The organism is Intestinimonas timonensis (assembly GCF_900626145.1).
Lineage (GTDB): Bacteria > Bacillota > Clostridia > Oscillospirales > Oscillospiraceae > Intestinimonas > Intestinimonas aquisgranensis.
Genome location: NZ_LR130817.1, coordinates 235,751 through 253,851, shown reverse-complemented (window position 1 = coordinate 253,851; position 18,101 = coordinate 235,751). Strand labels below are relative to the sequence as shown.

General features: G+C 62.4%; 16 protein-coding genes and 1 riboswitch. Of the genes, 3 read left to right on the top strand and 13 right to left on the bottom strand.

Annotated features, from left to right (window positions below; all coding sequences use genetic code 11):
• Nucleotides 1-50: 50 nt before the first annotated feature.
• The 9 genes from kamE to E0E29_RS07350 all read right to left on the bottom strand — a co-directional run bounded on the left by kamE (nt 51) and on the right by E0E29_RS07350 (nt 11,022).
• The gene (gene kamE, locus E0E29_RS07390; RefSeq protein ID WP_130849316.1) at nt 51-842 is read right to left on the bottom strand and encodes a lysine 5,6-aminomutase subunit beta; all 792 of its coding nucleotides are present in this window, start codon (nt 840-842) and stop codon (nt 51-53) included.
• On the bottom strand, nt 842-2,401 hold the full coding sequence (gene kamD / locus E0E29_RS07385) for a lysine 5,6-aminomutase subunit alpha (RefSeq protein WP_207303624.1): 1,560 nt from the start codon (nt 2,399-2,401) through the stop codon (nt 842-844). The genes kamE and kamD overlap by 1 nt, the downstream gene beginning before the upstream one ends.
• 150 nt (nt 2,402-2,551) lie before the next feature.
• The gene (gene kamA / locus E0E29_RS07380; protein ID WP_130849314.1) at nt 2,552-3,823 is read right to left on the bottom strand and encodes a lysine 2,3-aminomutase; all 1,272 of its coding nucleotides are present in this window, start codon (nt 3,821-3,823) and stop codon (nt 2,552-2,554) included.
• Nucleotides 3,824-4,189: 366 nt separating this feature from the next.
• Complete coding sequence (gene kdd / locus E0E29_RS07375) at nt 4,190-5,230, bottom strand: L-erythro-3,5-diaminohexanoate dehydrogenase (RefSeq protein ID WP_130849313.1); 1,041 nt, start codon at nt 5,228-5,230, stop codon at nt 4,190-4,192.
• 330 nt (nt 5,231-5,560) lie between these two features.
• A complete protein-coding gene (kce, locus tag E0E29_RS07370) occupies nt 5,561-6,379 on the bottom strand; it encodes a 3-keto-5-aminohexanoate cleavage enzyme (protein WP_130849312.1) in 819 nt (272 codons plus the stop codon).
• 88 nt (nt 6,380-6,467) lie between these two features.
• The gene (kal, locus tag E0E29_RS07365; protein WP_130850820.1) at nt 6,468-6,854 is read right to left on the bottom strand and encodes a 3-aminobutyryl-CoA ammonia lyase; all 387 of its coding nucleotides are present in this window, start codon (nt 6,852-6,854) and stop codon (nt 6,468-6,470) included.
• A 151-nt stretch (nt 6,855-7,005) separates the two neighbouring features.
• A riboswitch (Lysine riboswitch) is annotated at nt 7,006-7,182 on the bottom strand.
• A gap of 60 nt (nt 7,183-7,242) precedes the next feature.
• On the bottom strand, nt 7,243-8,673 hold the full coding sequence (gene kamC / locus E0E29_RS07360) for a lysine 5,6-aminomutase reactivase ATPase KamC (RefSeq protein WP_130849311.1): 1,431 nt from the start codon (nt 8,671-8,673) through the stop codon (nt 7,243-7,245).
• Nucleotides 8,674-8,736: 63 nt separating this feature from the next.
• Complete coding sequence (kamB, locus tag E0E29_RS07355) at nt 8,737-9,738, bottom strand: lysine 5,6-aminomutase reactivase subunit KamB (RefSeq protein WP_130849310.1); 1,002 nt, start codon at nt 9,736-9,738, stop codon at nt 8,737-8,739.
• A 156-nt stretch (nt 9,739-9,894) separates the two neighbouring features.
• Nucleotides 9,895-11,022: a hypothetical protein gene (locus E0E29_RS07350; protein ID WP_242622428.1), complete on the bottom strand. Its 1,128-nt coding sequence runs from the start codon at nt 11,020-11,022 to the stop codon at nt 9,895-9,897.
• A gap of 174 nt (nt 11,023-11,196) precedes the next feature.
• Here E0E29_RS07350 and E0E29_RS07345 point away from each other — a divergent pair, with 174 nt between their 5' ends.
• Both E0E29_RS07345 and E0E29_RS07340 read left to right on the top strand, forming a co-directional pair.
• Entirely contained in the window at nt 11,197-12,654 is a 1,458-nt protein-coding gene (locus E0E29_RS07345; RefSeq protein ID WP_130849309.1) for an MBOAT family O-acyltransferase, read from the top strand.
• Nucleotides 12,655-12,682: 28 nt separating this feature from the next.
• Complete coding sequence (locus E0E29_RS07340; protein ID WP_130849308.1) at nt 12,683-13,678, top strand: hypothetical protein; 996 nt, start codon at nt 12,683-12,685, stop codon at nt 13,676-13,678.
• Between the two features lie 50 nt (nt 13,679-13,728).
• On the opposite strand, the gene E0E29_RS07335 is transcribed toward E0E29_RS07340, so the two are convergent.
• From E0E29_RS07335 to pepT, 3 genes are all read right to left on the bottom strand, one after another.
• Entirely contained in the window at nt 13,729-14,430 is a 702-nt protein-coding gene (locus tag E0E29_RS07335) for a FadR/GntR family transcriptional regulator (RefSeq protein ID WP_130849307.1), read from the bottom strand.
• Between the two features lie 20 nt (nt 14,431-14,450).
• Nucleotides 14,451-14,981 (bottom strand): nucleoside-triphosphatase, encoded by a 531-nt coding sequence (locus E0E29_RS07330; protein WP_130849306.1) that lies wholly within the window; start codon nt 14,979-14,981, stop codon nt 14,451-14,453.
• Nucleotides 14,982-15,435: 454 nt separating this feature from the next.
• Nucleotides 15,436-16,647 carry a peptidase T gene (pepT, locus tag E0E29_RS07325; RefSeq protein WP_130849305.1) on the bottom strand — a complete coding sequence of 404 codons (1,212 nt, stop codon included), beginning with the start codon at nt 16,645-16,647 and terminating at the stop codon, nt 15,436-15,438.
• 149 nt (nt 16,648-16,796) lie between these two features.
• Between pepT and E0E29_RS07320 the strand changes: the two genes are divergently transcribed.
• The gene (locus E0E29_RS07320) at nt 16,797-17,735 is read left to right on the top strand and encodes an alpha/beta hydrolase (protein WP_130849304.1); all 939 of its coding nucleotides are present in this window, start codon (nt 16,797-16,799) and stop codon (nt 17,733-17,735) included.
• A 4-nt stretch (nt 17,736-17,739) separates the two neighbouring features.
• Here E0E29_RS07320 and E0E29_RS07315 read toward each other — a convergent pair whose 3' ends face one another.
• Complete coding sequence (locus tag E0E29_RS07315) at nt 17,740-18,090, bottom strand: arsenate reductase family protein (protein ID WP_130849303.1); 351 nt, start codon at nt 18,088-18,090, stop codon at nt 17,740-17,742.
• Nucleotides 18,091-18,101 lie beyond the last annotated feature (11 nt).

Here is an 18,101-nt window from a genome sequence, read left to right as displayed (position 1 = left end):
TCTGCCGGGGCACGGGGGGATACATTCATTATATATAAGGTGGGAAGGGCTTATTCCCGGCCCATACGGCGGGCGATCTCCTTGGCGGCGAAGGTGATGACGTCGTCGGCATAGGTGCCGGCGCCGAAGCCGGCATCGAAGCCCAGCTCCTTGGCCAGAGCGTGGGTGATGCGGGCGCCGCCGCAGCAGAGGACCATCTTGTCGCGGACACCCTCGGCCTCGGCCAGCTCGATGAACTCGGTGAGGTTCTTGATGTGGACGTCCTTCTGGGTGACGGTCTGGGAGATGAGGAGGATATCGGCGTTGAGCTCCTCAGCCTTGTGGAGGAACTCGTCGTTGGGCACCTGGGAGCCCAGGTTGTAGGCCTCCACCATCTCGTAGCGCTCCAGGCCATAGTGGCCGGCGAAGCCCTTCCGGTTCATGATGGCGTCAATGCCCACGGTGTGGGCGTCGGTGCCGGTGGAGGCGCCCACCACCACCAGCTTGCGGCCGATGTGCTCCTTGATGTACTCGTTGGTCTCCTCCATGCTCATGGCCTCGTCAGCCACGGTGAGGACCTCGATCTCATTGTAGTTGACGCTGTGGGTGGTGGCGCCGTAGACCACATAGAAGGTGAAGTTCTCGTCCAGCTTCTGGCGCAGAGCCACGTTGGGATCGGCAATGCCCATCTTCTGGGCCAGCTGCACAGCGGCGGCGGCGCCCTTGTCGTCGTCCTTCACAGGAAGGGTGAAGGACATCTGGACCTTGGCGTCGTTCATGGTGTCGCCGTAGGGGCGCAGCTTGGTGAGGTCCAGGGTGGTGTCCAGGTCCTTATCTCTGATTTGATACAGTCCGGAACTCATTAGCGAGCGCCTCCTTTCATCATGGGCTCTATGAAGGGATTGCGGTAGCCGGGTGCCTTCTGGAACACGCCGTCCAGGCCCTTGCCGCCGTCACGGGGACGCTTGATGTCGGCAAAGATGCCCTTCTCCAGGGTCTCGAAGATGCCCACCCGCTCGATCTCAGCCAGCAGGTCGTTGGCCTTGGTGAGGACGTCGTTGGCACGGTTCTGCATGATGCCGCCCTCCTTGAAGACCAGCTCGGAGCCCAGGTCCTGCATGGTGCGGAAGATGTACTGGGCGTTCTGGATGGCCAGGAAGCGGTCGGAGAGGAAGGGAGTGTGGATGGCCTCGGTCATCATGCCCAGCAGGTGGATTTTCTGACCGGTGAGGATAGTGACGATGTTGAAGAGGGCATCCTGCACGTGGCCACGGAAGATGTTGCCAGTCATGAACTTGGTGGGGGGCATGTACTTCAGGGGGGCGTTGGGGAAGATCTCCCGGGCCATCTCGGCCTGGGCCAGCTCGTAAAGGAAGCCGTTCTCCACGTCCGGGTCGATCTCAAAGGCATGTCCCAGGCCCATCTGCTCCTCGGGGAGGCCGGCGCGGAGAGCGAACTGCTCGTTGAGGAACTGGGAGGCCAGCACGGTGTGGGCCTCCTCCACGGCGTCAGCGGTGGTGAGGTAGTTGTCCTCGCCGGTGTTGATGACCACGCCGGCATAGGCGTTGATGGCGCGGGAGAAGGACTGGTCCACCAGGGTGCGCTGCATGTTGATGTCGCGGAAGAGGATGCCGTAAAGGGCGTCGTTGAGCATCACGTCCAGGCCCTCGAAGGCGCCCATGGCGGCGATCTCGGGCATGCACAGGCCGGAGCAATAGTTGCACAGACGGATGTAGTGGCCCAGCTCCTCGCCCACCTTGTCCAGGGCCTCACGCATGAGGTGGAAGTTCTCCTGGGTTGCATAGGTGCCGCCGAAGCCCTCGGTGGTGGCGCCGTAGGGCACGTAGTCCAGCAGGGACTGGCCGGTGGTACGGATGACGGCGATGACGTCGGCGCCCTGACGGGCGGCGGCGGTAGCCTGGACGATGTCCTCATAGATGTTGCCGGTGGCCACGATGAGGTAGATCCAGGGACCCTGCTTGTCGCCGTACTTGGCCAAAAGCTCCTCGCGGCGGTTGCGGCGGGCGGCGATCTTCTTCAGGGCGTCCTGGACCACAGGGTCAAGGGCCTTGTCGATGTCGGCGTCGGCGTGGGCGGGGAGGGAGGTGAGATCCAGGGAACCGTCGGCCACGGCCTCAGCAATGGCCTGGGGGTCCTTACCGGTCTCCACCATGGCGTTGCCGATCCAGAAGGCGGCGCCCTGCGCCAGAGCGCCCTTGGCGGTCAGGTGCTCCACCACCACGTTGGGCAGAGGCACGTCAAAGCTGTTGACGCCGTCGATACCCAGCAGACGGCACACAGTGCGCTCCACGGCCACCGTGGTGTGCCGGTCAATGAAGCGCTGGGTGTCGTCAGCCACCTTGGAAGCATGGTTACGGGCCTGCTCCACCAGGTCAAAGTTCAGATTGAGCTTGGATTCCAACACATATCACTTCCATTCCATATATTTGGGAAAAGGGAACGAGACGAGAGAGGGGACGCCCCGGACCCGGCTTGGGGTCCGGGGTCGGACCGGCGGTCTCACCGTCTGAGGTCCACGTCCGGTCTCTCGTCCCGTTAGGGGGACAAAGGATCAGTGCATTTCTCTCTTGTGGCGCTCCAGGTTGGCGGGCTCCATGGACAGCGCCTGGCCGCGCTCCAGACCGGCCACACCCATGAGCTCCACCTTGCGCTTGCCCTCGCGCTCAGCCTTGCAGTACTCGCACTGGCAGGTCTCCTCGTAGTGCTCGGGCTCGGTGTAGGTGGTGATAACGCCCTCGTAGTTGCGGAGGATGACCTTGTGAGGCGTCTGGGAGATGACGTACTGAGGCATAACGGGGGTCTTGCCGCCGCCGCCGGGGGCATCCACCACGAAGGTGGGCACGCAGTAACCGGAGGTGTGGCCGCGGAGGGCCTCGATGATCTCGATGCCCTTGCTGACAGGAGTACGGAAGTGCTCCAGGCCCATGGACAGGTCGCACTGATAGATGTAGTAGGGGCGGACCCGGATCTGGACCAGCATCTGAACCAGCTTCTTCATGGTGTGGACACAGTCGTTCACGCCGGCCAGCAGCACGGACTGGTTGCCCAGAGGCACACCGGCATCGGCCAGACGGGCGCAGGCTTCGGCGGCCTCCTTGGTGATCTCCTTGGGATGGTTGAAGTGGGTGTTGAGCCAGATGGGATGATACTTCTTGAGCATGTTGCACAGCTCGGGAGTGATGCGCTGGGGGCACACCACGGGGGTGCGGGAACCCAGACGGACGATCTCCACGTGGGGGATCTCACGCAGACGGGAGATGATGTACTCCAGCATCTCGTCGGAGATCATCAGCACATCGCCGCCGGACAGGAGAACGTCGCGGACGGTGGGGGTGTTGCGGATGTACTCGATGCACTTGTCGATCTGCTCCACGGGCACGCTGGTGTCGTGCTGGCCGGCGAAGCGGCGGCGGGTGCAGTGACGGCAGTACATGGAGCACTGGTCGGTGGTCAGCAGCAGCACACGGTCAGGATAGCGGTGGGTCAGGCCGGGCACGGGGGAGTCGGAGTCCTCGTGGAGGGGATCCAGCAGATCAGCGCAGGACTGGTGGAGCTCCTTGGCGGTGGGAATGGCCTGTCTCCGGATGGGATCGTAAGGATCATTGGGGTCGATGAGGGAGAGATAGTAGGGGGTGATGGCCATGCGCAGAGTGCCCAGGCAGGCCTTGACGCCCTCTTCCTCCTCGGGGGTCAGGGTGATGTATTTCTTCAGATCCTCCAGAGTCTCGGCCCGGTTGGCGACCTGCCAGTGCCAGTCGTTCCAGTCGGCATCAGAGACATCGGGGAAAAGCTGTTTACGGCGAGATTCGTTCTGATAGATCATAATTGGTTACCGCCTTTCGTCGTATTGGGCCCGCAGGCCCGGCCTGCGCCCGGTGTGGGCGTTCTGAAGATCCGGCCCCGTCCCGTCAGGCCGGGACCGGAACAGAAACATTCGTTTTTTTGACCCCGGTGGGGCGTGCCCCTCCGGTTCCGCTTACAGGTACTTCTTCTCGAAGTAGGCCTTGAGCTGGGGGTTCTCCCGGAGCGCCCCACGCAATTTCATTGCGCGGGGACCCCAGAGATTTGACATCCTCGGGGCAAGTGAATTGCCCCTGCGGCAAGGTTTTGCTGCGCAAAACCCTTGGGCGCGCCGGAAGGCGCGGCCGGCAGATGCCGGCGGCCGAGCTCTATTGGCCTGTCGATCGCTTTACAGATACTTCTTCTCGAAGTAGGCCTTGAGCTGGGGGTTCTCCCGGAGCTCGGCCAGGGTGATCTCGGCGTGGTCCTTGGTGTATCCGTTGCCGATGACCATGGTGACATCCTTGCCGCAGCCCTCGGCGCCCAGGGCGGCCTTGGCGAAATCGGTGGCCATGGAGAAGCAGTAGACGGTGCCGTTGTCCCGGACGGGGAGAATGGCGCTCATCTCACAGGCGGGCACGTTGACGATGAGGATGGAGATGTCGTACTCCTTGCCGCCGTTGACAGCCAGGGACTTCTCCAGCACCTCCACGGGGTTGGTGGCGGAGCCCACGATGGCGTGGTGGCAGAGGTTCATGCTCTTGAGCAGGTCGGCGTCCTCCTGGCAAATGACCAGGGCCACCACATTGCCGGTGGGGCCGACGCGCTTCATGGCCTCGTAGCAGCACATCATGCCGCCCTTGCCAGCGCCGCCCAGGATGAGGACGGAATCGCCGGGCTTCACCAGCTTGGCGGTCTGGGCGGGAGCGCCGGCCACGTCCAGGGCAGCCAGAGCCAGCTCCTCGCTCATGTCCTCAGGCAGCTTGGCATACAGGCCGGACTCAAAGAGGATGGCCTGGGCATCCACGTCCACACGGTCGATCTCGGGGTGGATGGCCTTGATCTTGTTGATCTTCAGGGGGGTCAGAGACAGAGAGACCAGGGAGGCGATCTTATCGCCCACCTTCAGGTCGATTTTGCCCACCAGATCCTCGCCGATCTCGCGGACGGTACCGATGAACATGCCGCCGGAACCAGTGACGGGGTTCTGCATTTTGCCGCGCTCAGCCACGATATCCAGGATCATCTGCTCAGTCTTATCCAGGTCCTTGCCGCAGGCCTCATAGATCTGAGTAAAGGAAGCGGAGTCGATGTTCAGGGCGGACACGTCGCACAGGATCTCGTTGGACCAGCACTCCATGGTGTTGTCGATCTTCTTGGCAGCCTGGGTCAGAAGGCCCTTGGGCTCGATCACGCGATGGACACCGTACTTGTTGCCTTTTTTCTGCATGTTTTGACCTCCATACATTCTGCTTTGGGGACACCTCCGTCTGTCCGGACGGCGCGGGTTGCTGTGGGATCTTCTGTTTGGGTTTGGGAATTTGGGAATGGGAATGGTTTTGTGGTTTGGTTTTTTGTTTGGGAAATGGGAAATGGAATTGGGAATTTGGGATCGGTTTGGGTATTGGTTTGGAAATTGGGAATGGGAAATGGTATATTGGGTTTGGTTTGGGATATGGATACCGGCTCTGGAGCGCGGGTCCCCCTTCGCGTCCTCGCCGGCTGGGACTACAAATTAATGTACTTAATGTACTCCGGGTCTCACCCGGCAGGGGATCGTTCAGATCAGGCCCAGGATCTTACGGGCCTCGTCGGGGGTGGCGATCTCACGGCCCAGCTCCTTGGCCAGGCGGACCACCTTTTCCACCAGCTCGCCGTTGGAGGCAGCCTTGCGGCCTTTCTCCAGGTAGATGTTGTCCTCAAAGCCTACCCGGACGTTGCCGCCCATGATGATGCCGGCGGCGGCCATGGGCCAGGCACCCCGGCCTACACCGGTAACCGTCCAGGTAGAGCCGGCGGGGATCTGCTTGACCAGATAGTCCAGGTTGCCCACAGTAGCGGGAGTGCAGCCGCTGACGCCCAGCACGAAGTTGAACTGCATGGGAGCGCCGGGCACCAGGCCCTTCTCCGCCATGCTGACAACAGTGTCCAGATGGCCGATCTCAAAGCACTCGTACTCGGGCTTGATGTGGTTTTCCAGCATCCGCTTGCCAAAGGCCCGCATGGTGGGCATATCGTTGACGAAGATGTCATCGCCGAAGTTACAGGTACCGCAGTCCAGAGTGGCCATCTCAGGGCACAGCTCAGTGGGCTGGAGACGCTCCTCCGGGGTCATGCCGGTGGCGCCGCCGGTGGAGGGGATGAGGATGACACCGGGGCAGGCCTCCTTGATGGCATCCAGCACCACCCGGAACCGCTCCCGGTCCTGGGTGGGCGTTCCGTCGTCCTCACGGACGTGGACGTGGATGACGGCGGCGCCGGCTTCAAAGGCGCTCTTGGCCTCCCGGACCATCTCCTCCACGGTGTAGGGAACTGCGGGGTTATGGGCTTTGGTGACCTCTGCGCCGCAGATGGCGGCAGTGATGATCAGCTTCTCCAATGGGACCGCTCCTTTCTGTCACGTTGGCGTTCGGCCCCCCTGGGGAGCCGCCCTTCTTCTGTTTCGGATCCGTCGTCCGGAAGATGTCTTACCGGGTCTTGCGCTGCTTATCCTTGGGCACCACACAGGTACCGGAGGCACGGCACACCACCACGGGCTCAGGCAGCACGTCGGCGGCGGAGTCGTTGATGTCGGGGCGGGAGACGATGACCTTGCGGGCCTCGAACTCCATCTTGCGGGAGGTATTGCCGATCTTGGTGATCTTGCCCTCGGCTTCGATGTAGTCGCCGGCATACACGGGAGCCAGGAACTCCACGTTGTCGTAGGCGCAGAACAGGCCCTCATCGCCGTCGCAGATGATGAGCAGCTCAGTGGCCACATCGCCGAAGAGATGGACCATGTGGGCGCCGTCCACCAGATTTCCGCCGTAGTGGGCATCCTTCGCACTCATGCGGAGCCGGAGCAGGGATTTGATCTCTTCCATGGTAATGTCCTCCTGTCGATTTTTTAGAATTTGTTCACCGAGCAAAAAAACAAAGCGCTGCGGGCACTGCCCAAAAGGCAGCACTCGAACAGCGCTTCACGACGATAAAAAAGGCGCGCTATTCACGTCAGGGCAATGCCCTGACGTGAATAGCGCACCATGTAGTCATGACACTCCGTACGCACTGAGCGCACGGCGCAGAAACGGTTCCATGCAGCGTCCCCGTTTCTTCGGCGGTGGTCCCATTCACGCCGTACATCGGGTCTGCCAACCCTTTGCATCACGGCGGTACCTGGCGCACCGCTCCTCTATCCACCATATTATTAAATTGTTTTAGGTACTTTTAACAAAACCTATTATACCACACCCGGCTCTTTTGTCAACTATTTTTCGAAAAAATTTCCATGAGCTCCGGGTCAAGGTCCAGAAGCCTGCAAACTCTAAGGGCATCCCGGGGGCAGGGCTCCCCGGGTTCCGCCTCGATGAGGTGGTAATCCATAAGCCGGGAGAGCCGGTCCAGCGGCGCCTCATCCTTGCGGATGGCGGCGGTATCCAGAGCGCCCAGGCCGGCCACCCGGTAGTGCCGCCGGGCGGCGTCGGACACCCCGTCGTAGTGGGTGGTCATGAGGGCCACGCAGTTGAGCCGGCCCAGATACTCCACCAAGGCCTTGGCCAGAGCGGCGCCCTCCCGGGGGTTGGTTCCACGGGCAAACTCGTCCAGGGCGATGTAGAAGAACTTCCCCTTCTCCTCCCGCAGGACATCGCCCAGGGCGGCTACCTCGGCGCCGAAAGAGCTTAGGCCCTGCTCCACTGACTGCCGGTCGGTGCAGATGAGGGAGACGCTGTCAAAGAGCGGCGCGGAAAAACTGCCGGCAAAGGCAAAGAAGCCAGTCTGGGTCAGCAGCAGATTGAGGGTCAGGCTCTTCATGGACACGCTCTTGCCGCCCATGTTGGCGCCGGTGATGACGGTGGCCCCCCGCTCCAGGGTGATGGACACGGAGGTGAAGGAACCGCCCCGCTCCTGCAGGTGATCGGCCACCTCGGGATGGACCATGTCCACAGCCACCACCTTGGGCTTGTCCACGATCTCCGGACGGCAGCAGTAGAACCGCCGGGCCAGCCGGGCCTTGGCCAGCAGCAGGTCAAGGCGTCCGATGGCCTCCATGGACGCCAGGAAGGTGTCCCGCTCCCGCAGGAGGGCCATGGTCAGCCGCTTCCGGGCCTCCAGCTCCAGCCGGTCCTCCTTCCGGACCAGCTCGGACCTGCGGGCCATCAGGTCGTCTCTGCCCTTCTTCTCCGTCTGCCGGAGGAGACCCTCCACCAGGGCCTTTTCCTCCCGGACCCGCTCCAATGCCGGCTCAAAGGCGTTCTCCACCGAGAAGGCGGGCAGCCGCCGTCCACTGGGGTCCAGCAGGTTCAGGCTTTCGGTCATGGGCCGGATCTCCAGCCCCTCCAGAGCGGGGATGCAGGCGTATGCCTGGGCCAGCCGTTCCAGGTGGATGAGAAAATGCTTGACCTCGAAGAGCTCCACCTCGTCCATGGGGGCGTTGGTGGGCCGCTTGAGGGAATTGCGGATGTCGTGGAACTCTGAGAGGATGTGGGTGATGCTGTCCAGAGCCAGCTCCCCGCCGTCCAGCAGGGTGCGGAGGGCCTCCACTCGGGAGAGCTCCTCCTCCAGCTGCGCCTCCTCCCCCGGACCGTACCAGCGGGGAGTGCGCACCAGAGCGTGGCCAAAGGGCGAGGCGGGCTCCATCCTGGCCATGACCCAGCTGTAACCCGTGTCCTCCTTGAGCTGCGCGTTGAGTTTCATTCTTTTCACCTCGTCGTTATGGTGCTCCGGCTGTCCGGAGCCAGAAAACCGTCCGATGGGGTCTTATGCTTCCTGCCGCACGTCCACCACGGGTACGTCCACGACCTCCCGGAGGGCTGCCAGCAGGGCGGGCCCGTCCAGGTGCTTGCCGTAGGCCGACCAGGGATTGGCGGTAACGGCGGCGATACGCAGACGCCGGGCCACCATCAGCGACCCACCGCAGCGGCGGAAGGTCTCGGCAGAGCCCCGGTCGCAGAGGAAGTGGGTGGCGTCGGGGGCGGCCACGGTGAGGGGCGCCCCCCGACGTGCCAGGGTACGCAGCAGCGGCCCGGTGATACCGCCGCCGATCCACAGCACGCAGTGCTCCCGGGGCAGCGTATGCCATGCCGGCTGTCCGCTTTGCTCCAGCTCCAGCGGCAGCCGTTCCCCCTGGAGACTGAAGAGGGCATAGCGCGCCTCCTCCGTATCGAGGACGGCGTGGAGGCCGGGGTCCTCCGCCTCCGGCGCGGCGAAGAGCTGGCAAATATGGGCGGTCTCGGCGGCAATGAAGGGGATGCCGCCGTCCACGGAGGCGCCCACACACAAAACAGCGGTGGCCCCTGCCTCGGCACCGGCCAGGGACTTGCGCCCCGCCGCCCCGTCGATGAGGACCCGCTGGGCACCCAAGGCCCGGAAGGTCTGGGACAGAGGTCCCAGCTGATTCACCGCCGAGGGTCCGGCCAGCTGGATAAAGCCGTCGCTGAGGGCGCGAAAGACTCCCACCGCCCCCAGCGGGGTCATCACGTCGGTGACCCCCTCCACCCGCAGGGTGGTGTCGCACAGGGGGAGCATTCCCCGGGCGGTGGCGAACAGGGTCCCGGAACGGACCCAGATCTCCGGCTTTTCTGTGCCGGTGACCACATCGGTTCGTTCGCCATCCCGGCCCACCGAGGTCATGGCCAGGGTCTCCCCAGACAGCTCCTCGATGAGGCGGCACATAGCAGTGGTTTTGCCGGCATTCTTACACAGTCCGATAAACGTGACGGTAGGCGCGTCCCCCACCAGGGGGGCGAGCATCGGCGTCATGGCGTTCCCTCCTTGTCGTCTCACTGCCGATCTTTGCTTCCCGCTTTTCCCATTCTGTTTTCATTATGGGGGGCGCGGAGGGAAATGTCAATGCCCATGAAAACGCAGCCCGGCGGCTCTGAATCGGGCCGCCAGGCGTGAGCATGCTCAGTTATTTTATTCCTGCCGATCCGCTGTGCTCGCCTCTCCAAGAGGGTGCTCAGGCTCATTTCCCAACAGTTCCCGGACGGCCCACTCCGCTGTGGTCCGTACCCGGCTAAAGTCCACATAGGGATTGTAGATGCGCTCCAGGTCGTCGTGCATGGCCTTAGCCTGCGCCAGAGAGGACACCGCCTCCTCCACCAGCGCTGCCGACACCTTCCGTGAGAAGGAGAGCCGGGCCTTATTCCGCCGCAGCAGTTCCCGGTCCACCATAGCGTCCATCCGCAGCCGGCGGTAGGGATGCCTGGGGTAGGCCGTACCGTTCCCGGTGGTGACGAAGGCCAGGGAGAGCTGGGGCAGGATGAGGTGCTCCAGCCGGTCAGGGGCCAGGGGTGAGGGGCAGGCGATCACATCCCAGCCCGCCGCCACTGCGCCGGAGAGGAGGTGGGTGAGGAGCAGATGGCTGATGCCATAGGTATCCACCAGCTCATAGACCCTCCGGCACTGGCACTCCACGGTGCCGAACTCCACCAGGAAGCCCTGGTGGGTGACGGCAGAGAGGAAGTGCTGGCGCACCTTTCCCTCCCCCTCGCCGCCCCGGCGGCACTCCCGGGACAGGATGCCCTTTGCCCGCTTGGCGATCTTCTCCTCCAGCTCCGGCGTCTGAATGAGGGCGGTGCGGTCTGCAGTGATCTCGGCCGCCGCCCGCAGGCAGCGGTAGGCCCGGGCGTAGCAGCCCTTGTAGCCCTTCATGGCCTGCTCCAGCTCCCCGCGGACCTTCTTCAAACCCTCGTGGTCGTAACAGTCACCCAGATTCACGTACCGCTCCACCGCTCCCGGCAGTTTTGGCTCCACCACATGGGGCGCCGTGCCATCCACGATGGCGGCGTGGCGGTCGGGCAGGATGATGGCGTCCAGGGAATCCGGGTCCCCGGAACAGCGTATGTACTCCACGGGAATGCCCCGGGCCTCAGCCTGGGCAGCCACCTGCCCCATAAGGGTGGACTTGCCGCAGCCGGCGCCTCCCTTCAGAATCAGCAGTTCCCCCGCCTCCCCCGGGTCCAAAAGCTGGTCATAGAGGGAATAGAAGCCGCTGGGGGAATTGGCTCCAAGGTAATATCGGACCTTTGGTTCCGTTGTCATGGTCTTACCTCCCAATACCGTTTCTAACTCAGGGTATGCCGTGCTGCCGCCGCCGGTGCGGCATACCCTTGCCATTTGAGCTGTTCTCGGGTAAAATAGAGGCAATCATTTTCTGTTGGCCGGTCCTCCCCGTCCGGCTCCACCCCCTTTGCCGAAAGAAGGTGCCCCCTTTTTATGAGCTTTCTCTCCCCCGGCTTCTTCCTTTTCTTCCCCGTGGTCACCCTGGTCTGGTTCCTCCTGCCCGGGACGGCCCGTCGGCTCTGGCTACTGTGTGCCAGCTGGTGGTTCCTCCTGTGCGGCGGACCGGAGCATCTGATCTCCCTGCTGGCTGCCACCGTCGTCACCTATCTGGGCGCCCGGGTCCTGGACCGGTATAAAGGTGGAAGGCGGAAAGCCGTCCTGGCCGTCCTTCTGGTGCTTCTCTTCGGGACGCTGTTCCTCCTCAAATATCTGAGTTTTTCCCTTGGGCTGCTGGAACGGGTCCTGACCGCATCCGGGTTGGCCTTCTCCTCCCCCGCCCTGGGCCTGATCCTCCCCGCCGGCCTCTCCTTCTACCTCTTCATGGCCGCCGGCTATCTCATCGACGTCTACCGCCGGGACCGTCCGGCGGAGAAGTCCTATCTGAATCTGGCCCTCTTTCTCTCCTGCTTCCCCTACCTGCTCTCCGGCCCCATCGGCCGGGCCGGCAGTCTGCTGCCTCAGTTCCGCAAGCCCGTCCCCTTCTGCTGGGAAAATTTTCGACGTGGCCTGCTGCGTTTCCTGTGGGGCGCCTTCAAAAAGCTGGTCATCGCCGACCGGCTGGGCCTGATGGTCTCCACCGTATATGCCGCCCCGGACAGCTTTGGCCGGCTCCAGGTTGTGGCCGCCGCCATCGCCTTCTCCATCCAGATCTATTGTGACTTCTCCGCCTACTCCGATATGGCTCTGGGCTGTGCTGAAATCATGGGCTTCCACCTCATGGAGAATTTCCGTACCCCCTACTTCTCCCGCTCCATCGGCGAGTTCTGGCGGCGCTGGCACATCTCCCTGTCCTCCTGGTTCCGGGACTACCTCTACATTCCTCTGGGAGGCAGCCGGAAGGGCAGGCGGCGGAAGTATCTCAACATCCTCATCGTCTTTGCCGTCAGCGGCCTGTGGCACGGCGCCGCCCTTTCCTTCGTGGTGTGGGGGCTTCTCAATGGCATCTATCAGGTCATCGGCGGCATGACCCAGAAGGTACGGGACCGTATCCGCCGCAGGCTGGGTCTGGCCGACGATGCCCCCTTCACCATTGTGCTCCAGGTGGTCATCACCTTTCTGCTGAGCACCGTGGCCTGGGTCTTTTTCAAGGGCGGCTCCTTTACCCACTCCCTGTCCATCTTCCGGGCCATGCTCACCGGGCCCTGGCTCACCCGTCCCTTCTCCGCCTGGGGCCTGGACCTGCCCGAGCTGGTGGTGGTGGCCCTGGCGGTGCTTCTCCTGCTGGCAGTGGACCTCTTCTCGGTCCTGCGCGGGAGCCCCCGTCAGACCTTCTTCTCCCTCCCCCGGCCCGTTCGCTGGGTCCTCGCCCTGGCGCTCCTGCTGGCGGTGCTGATCTTCGGCGTCTACGGCACCGGCTATGACCCCCAGGACTTCATCTACTTCAAATTCTGACATGGCACACGAAACGGAGTGGTCCCTTTTGCGAACTTCCAAATGGCGGGAGCCCATCTTCGCCCTGCTCTTTCTGATCCTGGCAGCCCTTCTCATTGGTATCCTCTCCCTGGCTTTCCGTCCCGTCCGTGTGGACTACGGCGCCGTCTGGGGCCCCTATCTGGCCGAACCCAGGGACAGCCTGGACTACCTCTATCTGGGCAGCTCCTACGCCTACTGTGACGTGGACCCGGTGGAAATCTACGATAAGACCGGACTCACCGGGTATGTGCTGGCCGGGCCGGAGCAGACCCTCTCCCAGACCTACTGGTACCTCAAAGAGGCCTTGAAGACCCAAAAGCCCTCCCTTGTGATATTGGAGGGCTCCGCCCTGGCCTTTCAGCAATATCAAAATTACACCCAGGTCAACGTGGGCTACATGCCTGCCGGGCTCAACCAGCTGGGTGCTATCTTTACCGCCTCGGAGCCAGAGCTGCGCACCGGCCTCCTCTTCCCCCTCTACTTTTACCACAACCGGTGGAAAGAGCTGACGGTGGACGAGGCTGCGGATGCCCTTCTCCCCTCAGAGACCGACACCCTGAAGGGCTTTACCCCGGTGAGCGGTGTCTTTGAGCAGATCGCCGACGGCCCCTTCACCCGGGAGCCCCAGCTGGAGGAGGTCTATGAGGAGAACCTCACCTGGCTCTCCAAAATCGCTGACCTGTGCGAAAAGCGGGGCATTACCCTGGCCCTGGTCTTCCACCCCACCTACAGTCAGCTCCCCGCCGACACCCGGATACGTATTGCCGAAGACGCATCGGAGCTGGACATCTCCTTCTTCGACTGGACAGAGGAGAGTCAGTCCATTGGCATCACGCCCACCCTCCACTACTATGACCCCGGCCACCTCAACCAAGAAGGGGCGGCCATCTTCTCCGCCTGGCTGGGAGACTTTCTCACCGGCGAGCTGGGCGTCTCACCCAGGCCCCAGGATTCAGAAAACACCGCCGCCTGGCAGAGTGCCGTACAAGTCAGAAAGAAATAAAAAAAGCCCGTGGAAAACGCCGCTGCGTTTCCCACGGGCTTTGCTTTTGCTTAAAACAGATCCACCATGGCGTTGTCCACCACCTGGAAATGCTCCCGCATCATGCGGACGGCCTCGGTACCGTTGCGGTCCTGAAGGGCCAGGACGATCCCCTGGTGACTGTCCTGCAGCTTCTTGCGGTAGACCTCGTCCTTCATCATCTTCTCCCGCATATGGCTGATGAAGCTGTCGATGGTCTCGCTCATGGCACGGAGGATGACCATAATGAGGGGATTGCCAGCCGCCTCACCGATGAGGTAGTGGAGGCGCTTGTCCAGCATGGTACTCCGATCCAGGTCGTTTTCGTCCCGGAGCTGCCACACGATGTCCTCCAACTCGCTGAGCTGGGCGGGGGTGATCCGCTCCGAGGCCAACAGCACCGCCTGGCTCTCCAGACCCTGACGCAGCTCACTGACCTGCCTGTAGTCGGTGGCCCCCAGGAGCATCATCATCTGGGTAGATTCAGCCAGATTCTTTTCGATGTCGCAGGAGACAAAATTCCCCGCCCCCTGCGTACTGGAGATAAAGCCCATCAGGCTCAGGGTCCGCAGGGCCTCCCGGACCGCGTTCCGGCCCACACCCAGCTTCTCCGCCAGCTCCCGCTCCGGCGGCAGCTTTTCTCCCTGCTTGAGATCCCCCTTCAGGATCTCGCTTTTGATATATGTGATTACACGCTCATAGGCTTTGCCCTGCTGCAAACTTTCTTCCTTCATTGCTTGTTCCCAGCTCTTTCCTATTTTTTCTCCATACCGGCCAGAGTTGCGCCGAATTGCTCTGCCAGCAGAACCGGCAGACTGTCCCGGTTGACCGTATTCACTGTCACCACGGTGCCGTCAGGCGCCTGCGCCAGCGACTCCAGCCAGGTACCGGCCCGCTGCTGCTCCGGCTTGATCACACCCAGTACCGGGAGCTCTCCCGCCACGCTGTCTTGAACGGCCTGACGGAAAGCTGCCGCATCCCGCTCCAGCCAGCCCAGCTCGTCCAGCACTAAAAGACTTGCCCAAGTCCGGCTCTCCGCCAGAATCCGGGGACCCAGCCGGTCAAAGGCCTCCGGGTCGCCGGTCAGGCGCCCCTGTACCATCCGAGCTACCGTATGTTCCTCCGACCAGTCCGGCATCTCCCAAGCCGGCCACAGACACAGCCGTGTCCGGTCCGGTGCAAAGCCGGTGCGGAATCCTCCTGGCCTGACCCCCAAAAGGGCCAGAGTACGGTCCAGCGCGGTGGACTTTCCCACCCCGCTCGGCCCAGTTAAAAATACATACATTGCCGTTCACCTCGGCGCACACCGGCTGTTCTTCCAGCATTTTGCATGCTAAGCGGATTCCTTCCTGTGAATTCTGCCGCGAATTGCACAAAACCAACAATATACAGTCATCAGGCAAAAAGAGGACCAAATGAAAAAAAGGTAGACCATCCGCTACCTTTTCAAGGATTACAGGTGTACGCCGCACAAATAAACCGTCTCGCAATTGATTTAGCAGTCATCATTATAGCACATTTCACTAAAAAAGGTAGGGCCTCTTTGAAAATCGTTGATATGACCAATACCCTTAAGTTGTCCTACCAATTATTCTACTTTTTCCAGCCGATCGCGGTCTTCCTGACGGTTAATCTATCTTTTTCAGTACTTGCCGCTCCCCTTTTCCCGTCCCACATCCGGCTTTCCAACACATAGAAGCCGCCCCGCCGGTTGCCCGGCGGGGCGGCTTGAATCGCTCTTATTTCTGTTCGGTGACCAGCTCCACCAGGACCTGGACCATCTTTTCCATGGACTGGACGGGGATATACTCCATGACGCCGTGGAAGTTGGCACCGCCGGTGGACAGGTTGGGACAGGGCAGGCCCATATAGGACAGGCGGGCACCGTCGGTGCCGCCCCGGATGGGCACCTCCTGGGCCTCCACACCCACCTTGGCAAAGGCGGCACGGGCACGGTGGATGAGATACATGTGCGGCTCGATCTGGGCCTTCATATTGTAGTAGGAGTCCTTCAGCTCTACCTGGACGGTGGTGGGGCCATACTTTCCATTGAGGTAGGCGGCAATGAGGTTCATCCGCTCCTTCCGCTCCTCAAAACGGGCCCGATCGTGGTCACGGATGATGAATTCCAGCCGCGCCTCCGTCTCGTCGCCCTCCATATGACCCAGGTGATAGAAGCCCTCATAGCCCTCGGTGTGGGCGGGTGTCTCCGCCGGAGGCAGCATGTTGACAAACTCCAGGGCCATGAGGCAGGCGTTGCGCATCTTGTCCTTGGCAGAGCCGGGGTGGATATTGAAGCCCCGGACGGTCACCTTGGCGGAGGCGGCGTTGAAGTTCTCATACTCCAGCTCACCCAGCTCACCGCCGTCCACGGTATAGGCCGCGGCAGCGCCGAAGCCCTCCACATCGAAGTGATCGGCGCCGCTGCCCACCTCCTCGTCAGGGGTGATGGCCACAGCGATGCGGCCGTGGGGGATCTCGGGATGGGCCGCCAGATACTCCACTGCGGTGAAGATCTCAGCCACACCGGCCTTGTCGTCGGCGCCCAGCAGGGTGGTGCCGTCGGTAACGATGAGGTCCTGCCCCACATACTTGGACAGGCTGGCAAATTCCGAAGCCCGCATGACAACACGGTCAGAGAGAGGAATGTCTCCGCCCTCATAATGGACTACCTTGGGGTGAATATCGGCGCCGGGGGCAGAGGGAGAGGTGTCCATGTGGGCGATGAGGCCCAGGCAGGGAACCCCCTCGCAACCCACGGTAGCGGGCAGCCAGCCATAGACATAGCCGTACTCATCCATCTTGGCCCCGTGGAGCCCGAGCTCGGAGAGCTCCTGGGCCAGAGCGGCCCCTAAAACCTTCTGTTTCTCCGTGGTGGGCACGGTGCTGGATTCCTCGCTGGACTGGGTATCATAAGAGACATACCGTAAAAAACGTTCAACGACATGCATAGGTGATCAGATCCTTTCCCCCAGGCGGCGCATCCAACGATTGACGGCGTGCGCCACTTGGGCTAAACTTTGGATAGCGGCAGGACAGACAGGTGCTGTCCCGCCAGATCATGACAGGTCTATTTTAACATAAAAGGAGCGTGATCGCTATGGCCTTACGGGAGGAATTTCAATTTCCCTCCAGCGACGGCGTCCACCAGATCCACGGTCTCCGGTGGCTCCCTCAGGACCAGACGCCACGGGCCACGGTACAGCTGGTCCACGGCATCTCAGAATATATCGGCCGGTATGATACCTTTGCCCGTTTCCTCACCAATCACGGCTTTGCTGTGGCCGGCCACGACCATCTGGGTCACGGCGGCACCGCTCTGGACAAGAGCGAATACGGCTTTTTCAGTGATAAGGACGGGTGGGATTATCTGGTACGGGACGTAAAGGCCCTCCGTGACGACCTGGCCAGCCGCTTCCCTGGTGTCCCCCACTTCCTGCTGGGACACTCTATGGGCTCCTTTGTGGCCCGGACCTACCTCATCGAGTACCCGGGAACGGTGGACGGCTGCCTGCTCCTGGGCACCGGCCAGGAGGCTCCCGCCCTGGTGGCCTTCGGCAAGGCGGTTTCCGGCGCCCTGTGCCGCCTGCGGGGAAACCGCCACCACAGCACCCTGGTCACCGCCCTGTCCCTGGGGGCGTACAACGCCCAATTCCGCCCCGCCCGCACCGGCGCCGACTGGATCAGCCGGGATACCGCCGTGGTGGACGCCTACGTCTCCGACCCCCTGTGCCGCTTTGTCCCCACAGTGGGGATGTTCCGGGACATGATGGGCGGACTCCAGCGGATCTCCGATCCAAAGGGTCTGGCCCGAATGGACCCGGAGACCCCGGTGGGCATCTTTTCCGGAGACGCCGACCCTGTGGGCGGCCGGGGCAAAGGTGTCCGAACAGTGGAGGGCTTTTTCCGCCGGGCCGGCTGCCGGGACCTGACCGTGAAGCTCTACCCCGGTGCCCGACACGAGCTTCTCAACGAGACCAACCGGGAGGAGGTCTTTGCCGACCTCCTCGCCTGGCTGGAAAAACATTTGGAGGTGTGATGGCTCAGCCCAGAGCGGCAGTCCAGTCGGCCTCCTTAAAGCCCACCAGCACGGTGTCCCCGTCCACCAGGATGGGCCGCTTTACCAGCATGCCGTCCTCCGCCAGGAGGGCGAGCTGCTCGGCCCGGTCCATGGTGTCCAGCCGGTCCTTCAGCCCCAGGGCGCGGTAGGACTGTCCGCTGGTGTTAAAAAACTTTTTAAGTGGCAGGCCGCTCTTCTCCTGCCAGGCCGACAGCTCCTCCGCCGTGGGGGGCTGAGACTTGATGTCCCGGGTCTCTGCCGCCTTGCCGTGGGCGTCCAGCCACTTTTTTGCCCTCTGGCAGGTGCTGCACTTGGGATACCATACAAATAACATTGTCGTTTTGC

Excerpts from the sequence above, each read along its gene's own strand:
- kamE (WP_130849316.1), bottom strand. The coding sequence starts at position 842 with ATGAGTTCCGGACTGTATCAAATCAGAGATAAGGACCTGGACACCACC.
- kamA (WP_130849314.1), bottom strand. The coding sequence starts at position 3,823 with ATGATCTATCAGAACGAATCTCGCCGTAAACAGCTTTTCCCCGATGTC.
- kdd (WP_130849313.1), bottom strand. The coding sequence starts at position 5,230 with ATGCAGAAAAAAGGCAACAAGTACGGTGTCCATCGCGTGATCGAGCCC.
- kamC (WP_130849311.1), bottom strand. The coding sequence starts at position 8,673 with ATGAAACTCAACGCGCAGCTCAAGGAGGACACGGGTTACAGCTGGGTC.
- kamB (WP_130849310.1), bottom strand. The coding sequence starts at position 9,738 with ATGACGCCGATGCTCGCCCCCCTGGTGGGGGACGCGCCTACCGTCACG.
- E0E29_RS07350 (WP_242622428.1), bottom strand. The coding sequence starts at position 11,022 with ATGACAACGGAACCAAAGGTCCGATATTACCTTGGAGCCAATTCCCCC.
- E0E29_RS07345 (WP_130849309.1), top strand. The coding sequence starts at position 11,197 with ATGAGCTTTCTCTCCCCCGGCTTCTTCCTTTTCTTCCCCGTGGTCACC.
- E0E29_RS07335 (WP_130849307.1), bottom strand. The coding sequence starts at position 14,430 with ATGAAGGAAGAAAGTTTGCAGCAGGGCAAAGCCTATGAGCGTGTAATC.
- E0E29_RS07330 (WP_130849306.1), bottom strand. The coding sequence starts at position 14,981 with ATGTATGTATTTTTAACTGGGCCGAGCGGGGTGGGAAAGTCCACCGCG.
- pepT (WP_130849305.1), bottom strand. The coding sequence starts at position 16,647 with ATGCATGTCGTTGAACGTTTTTTACGGTATGTCTCTTATGATACCCAG.
- E0E29_RS07320 (WP_130849304.1), top strand. The coding sequence starts at position 16,797 with ATGGCCTTACGGGAGGAATTTCAATTTCCCTCCAGCGACGGCGTCCAC.
- E0E29_RS07315 (WP_130849303.1), bottom strand. The coding sequence starts at position 18,090 with ATGTTATTTGTATGGTATCCCAAGTGCAGCACCTGCCAGAGGGCAAAA.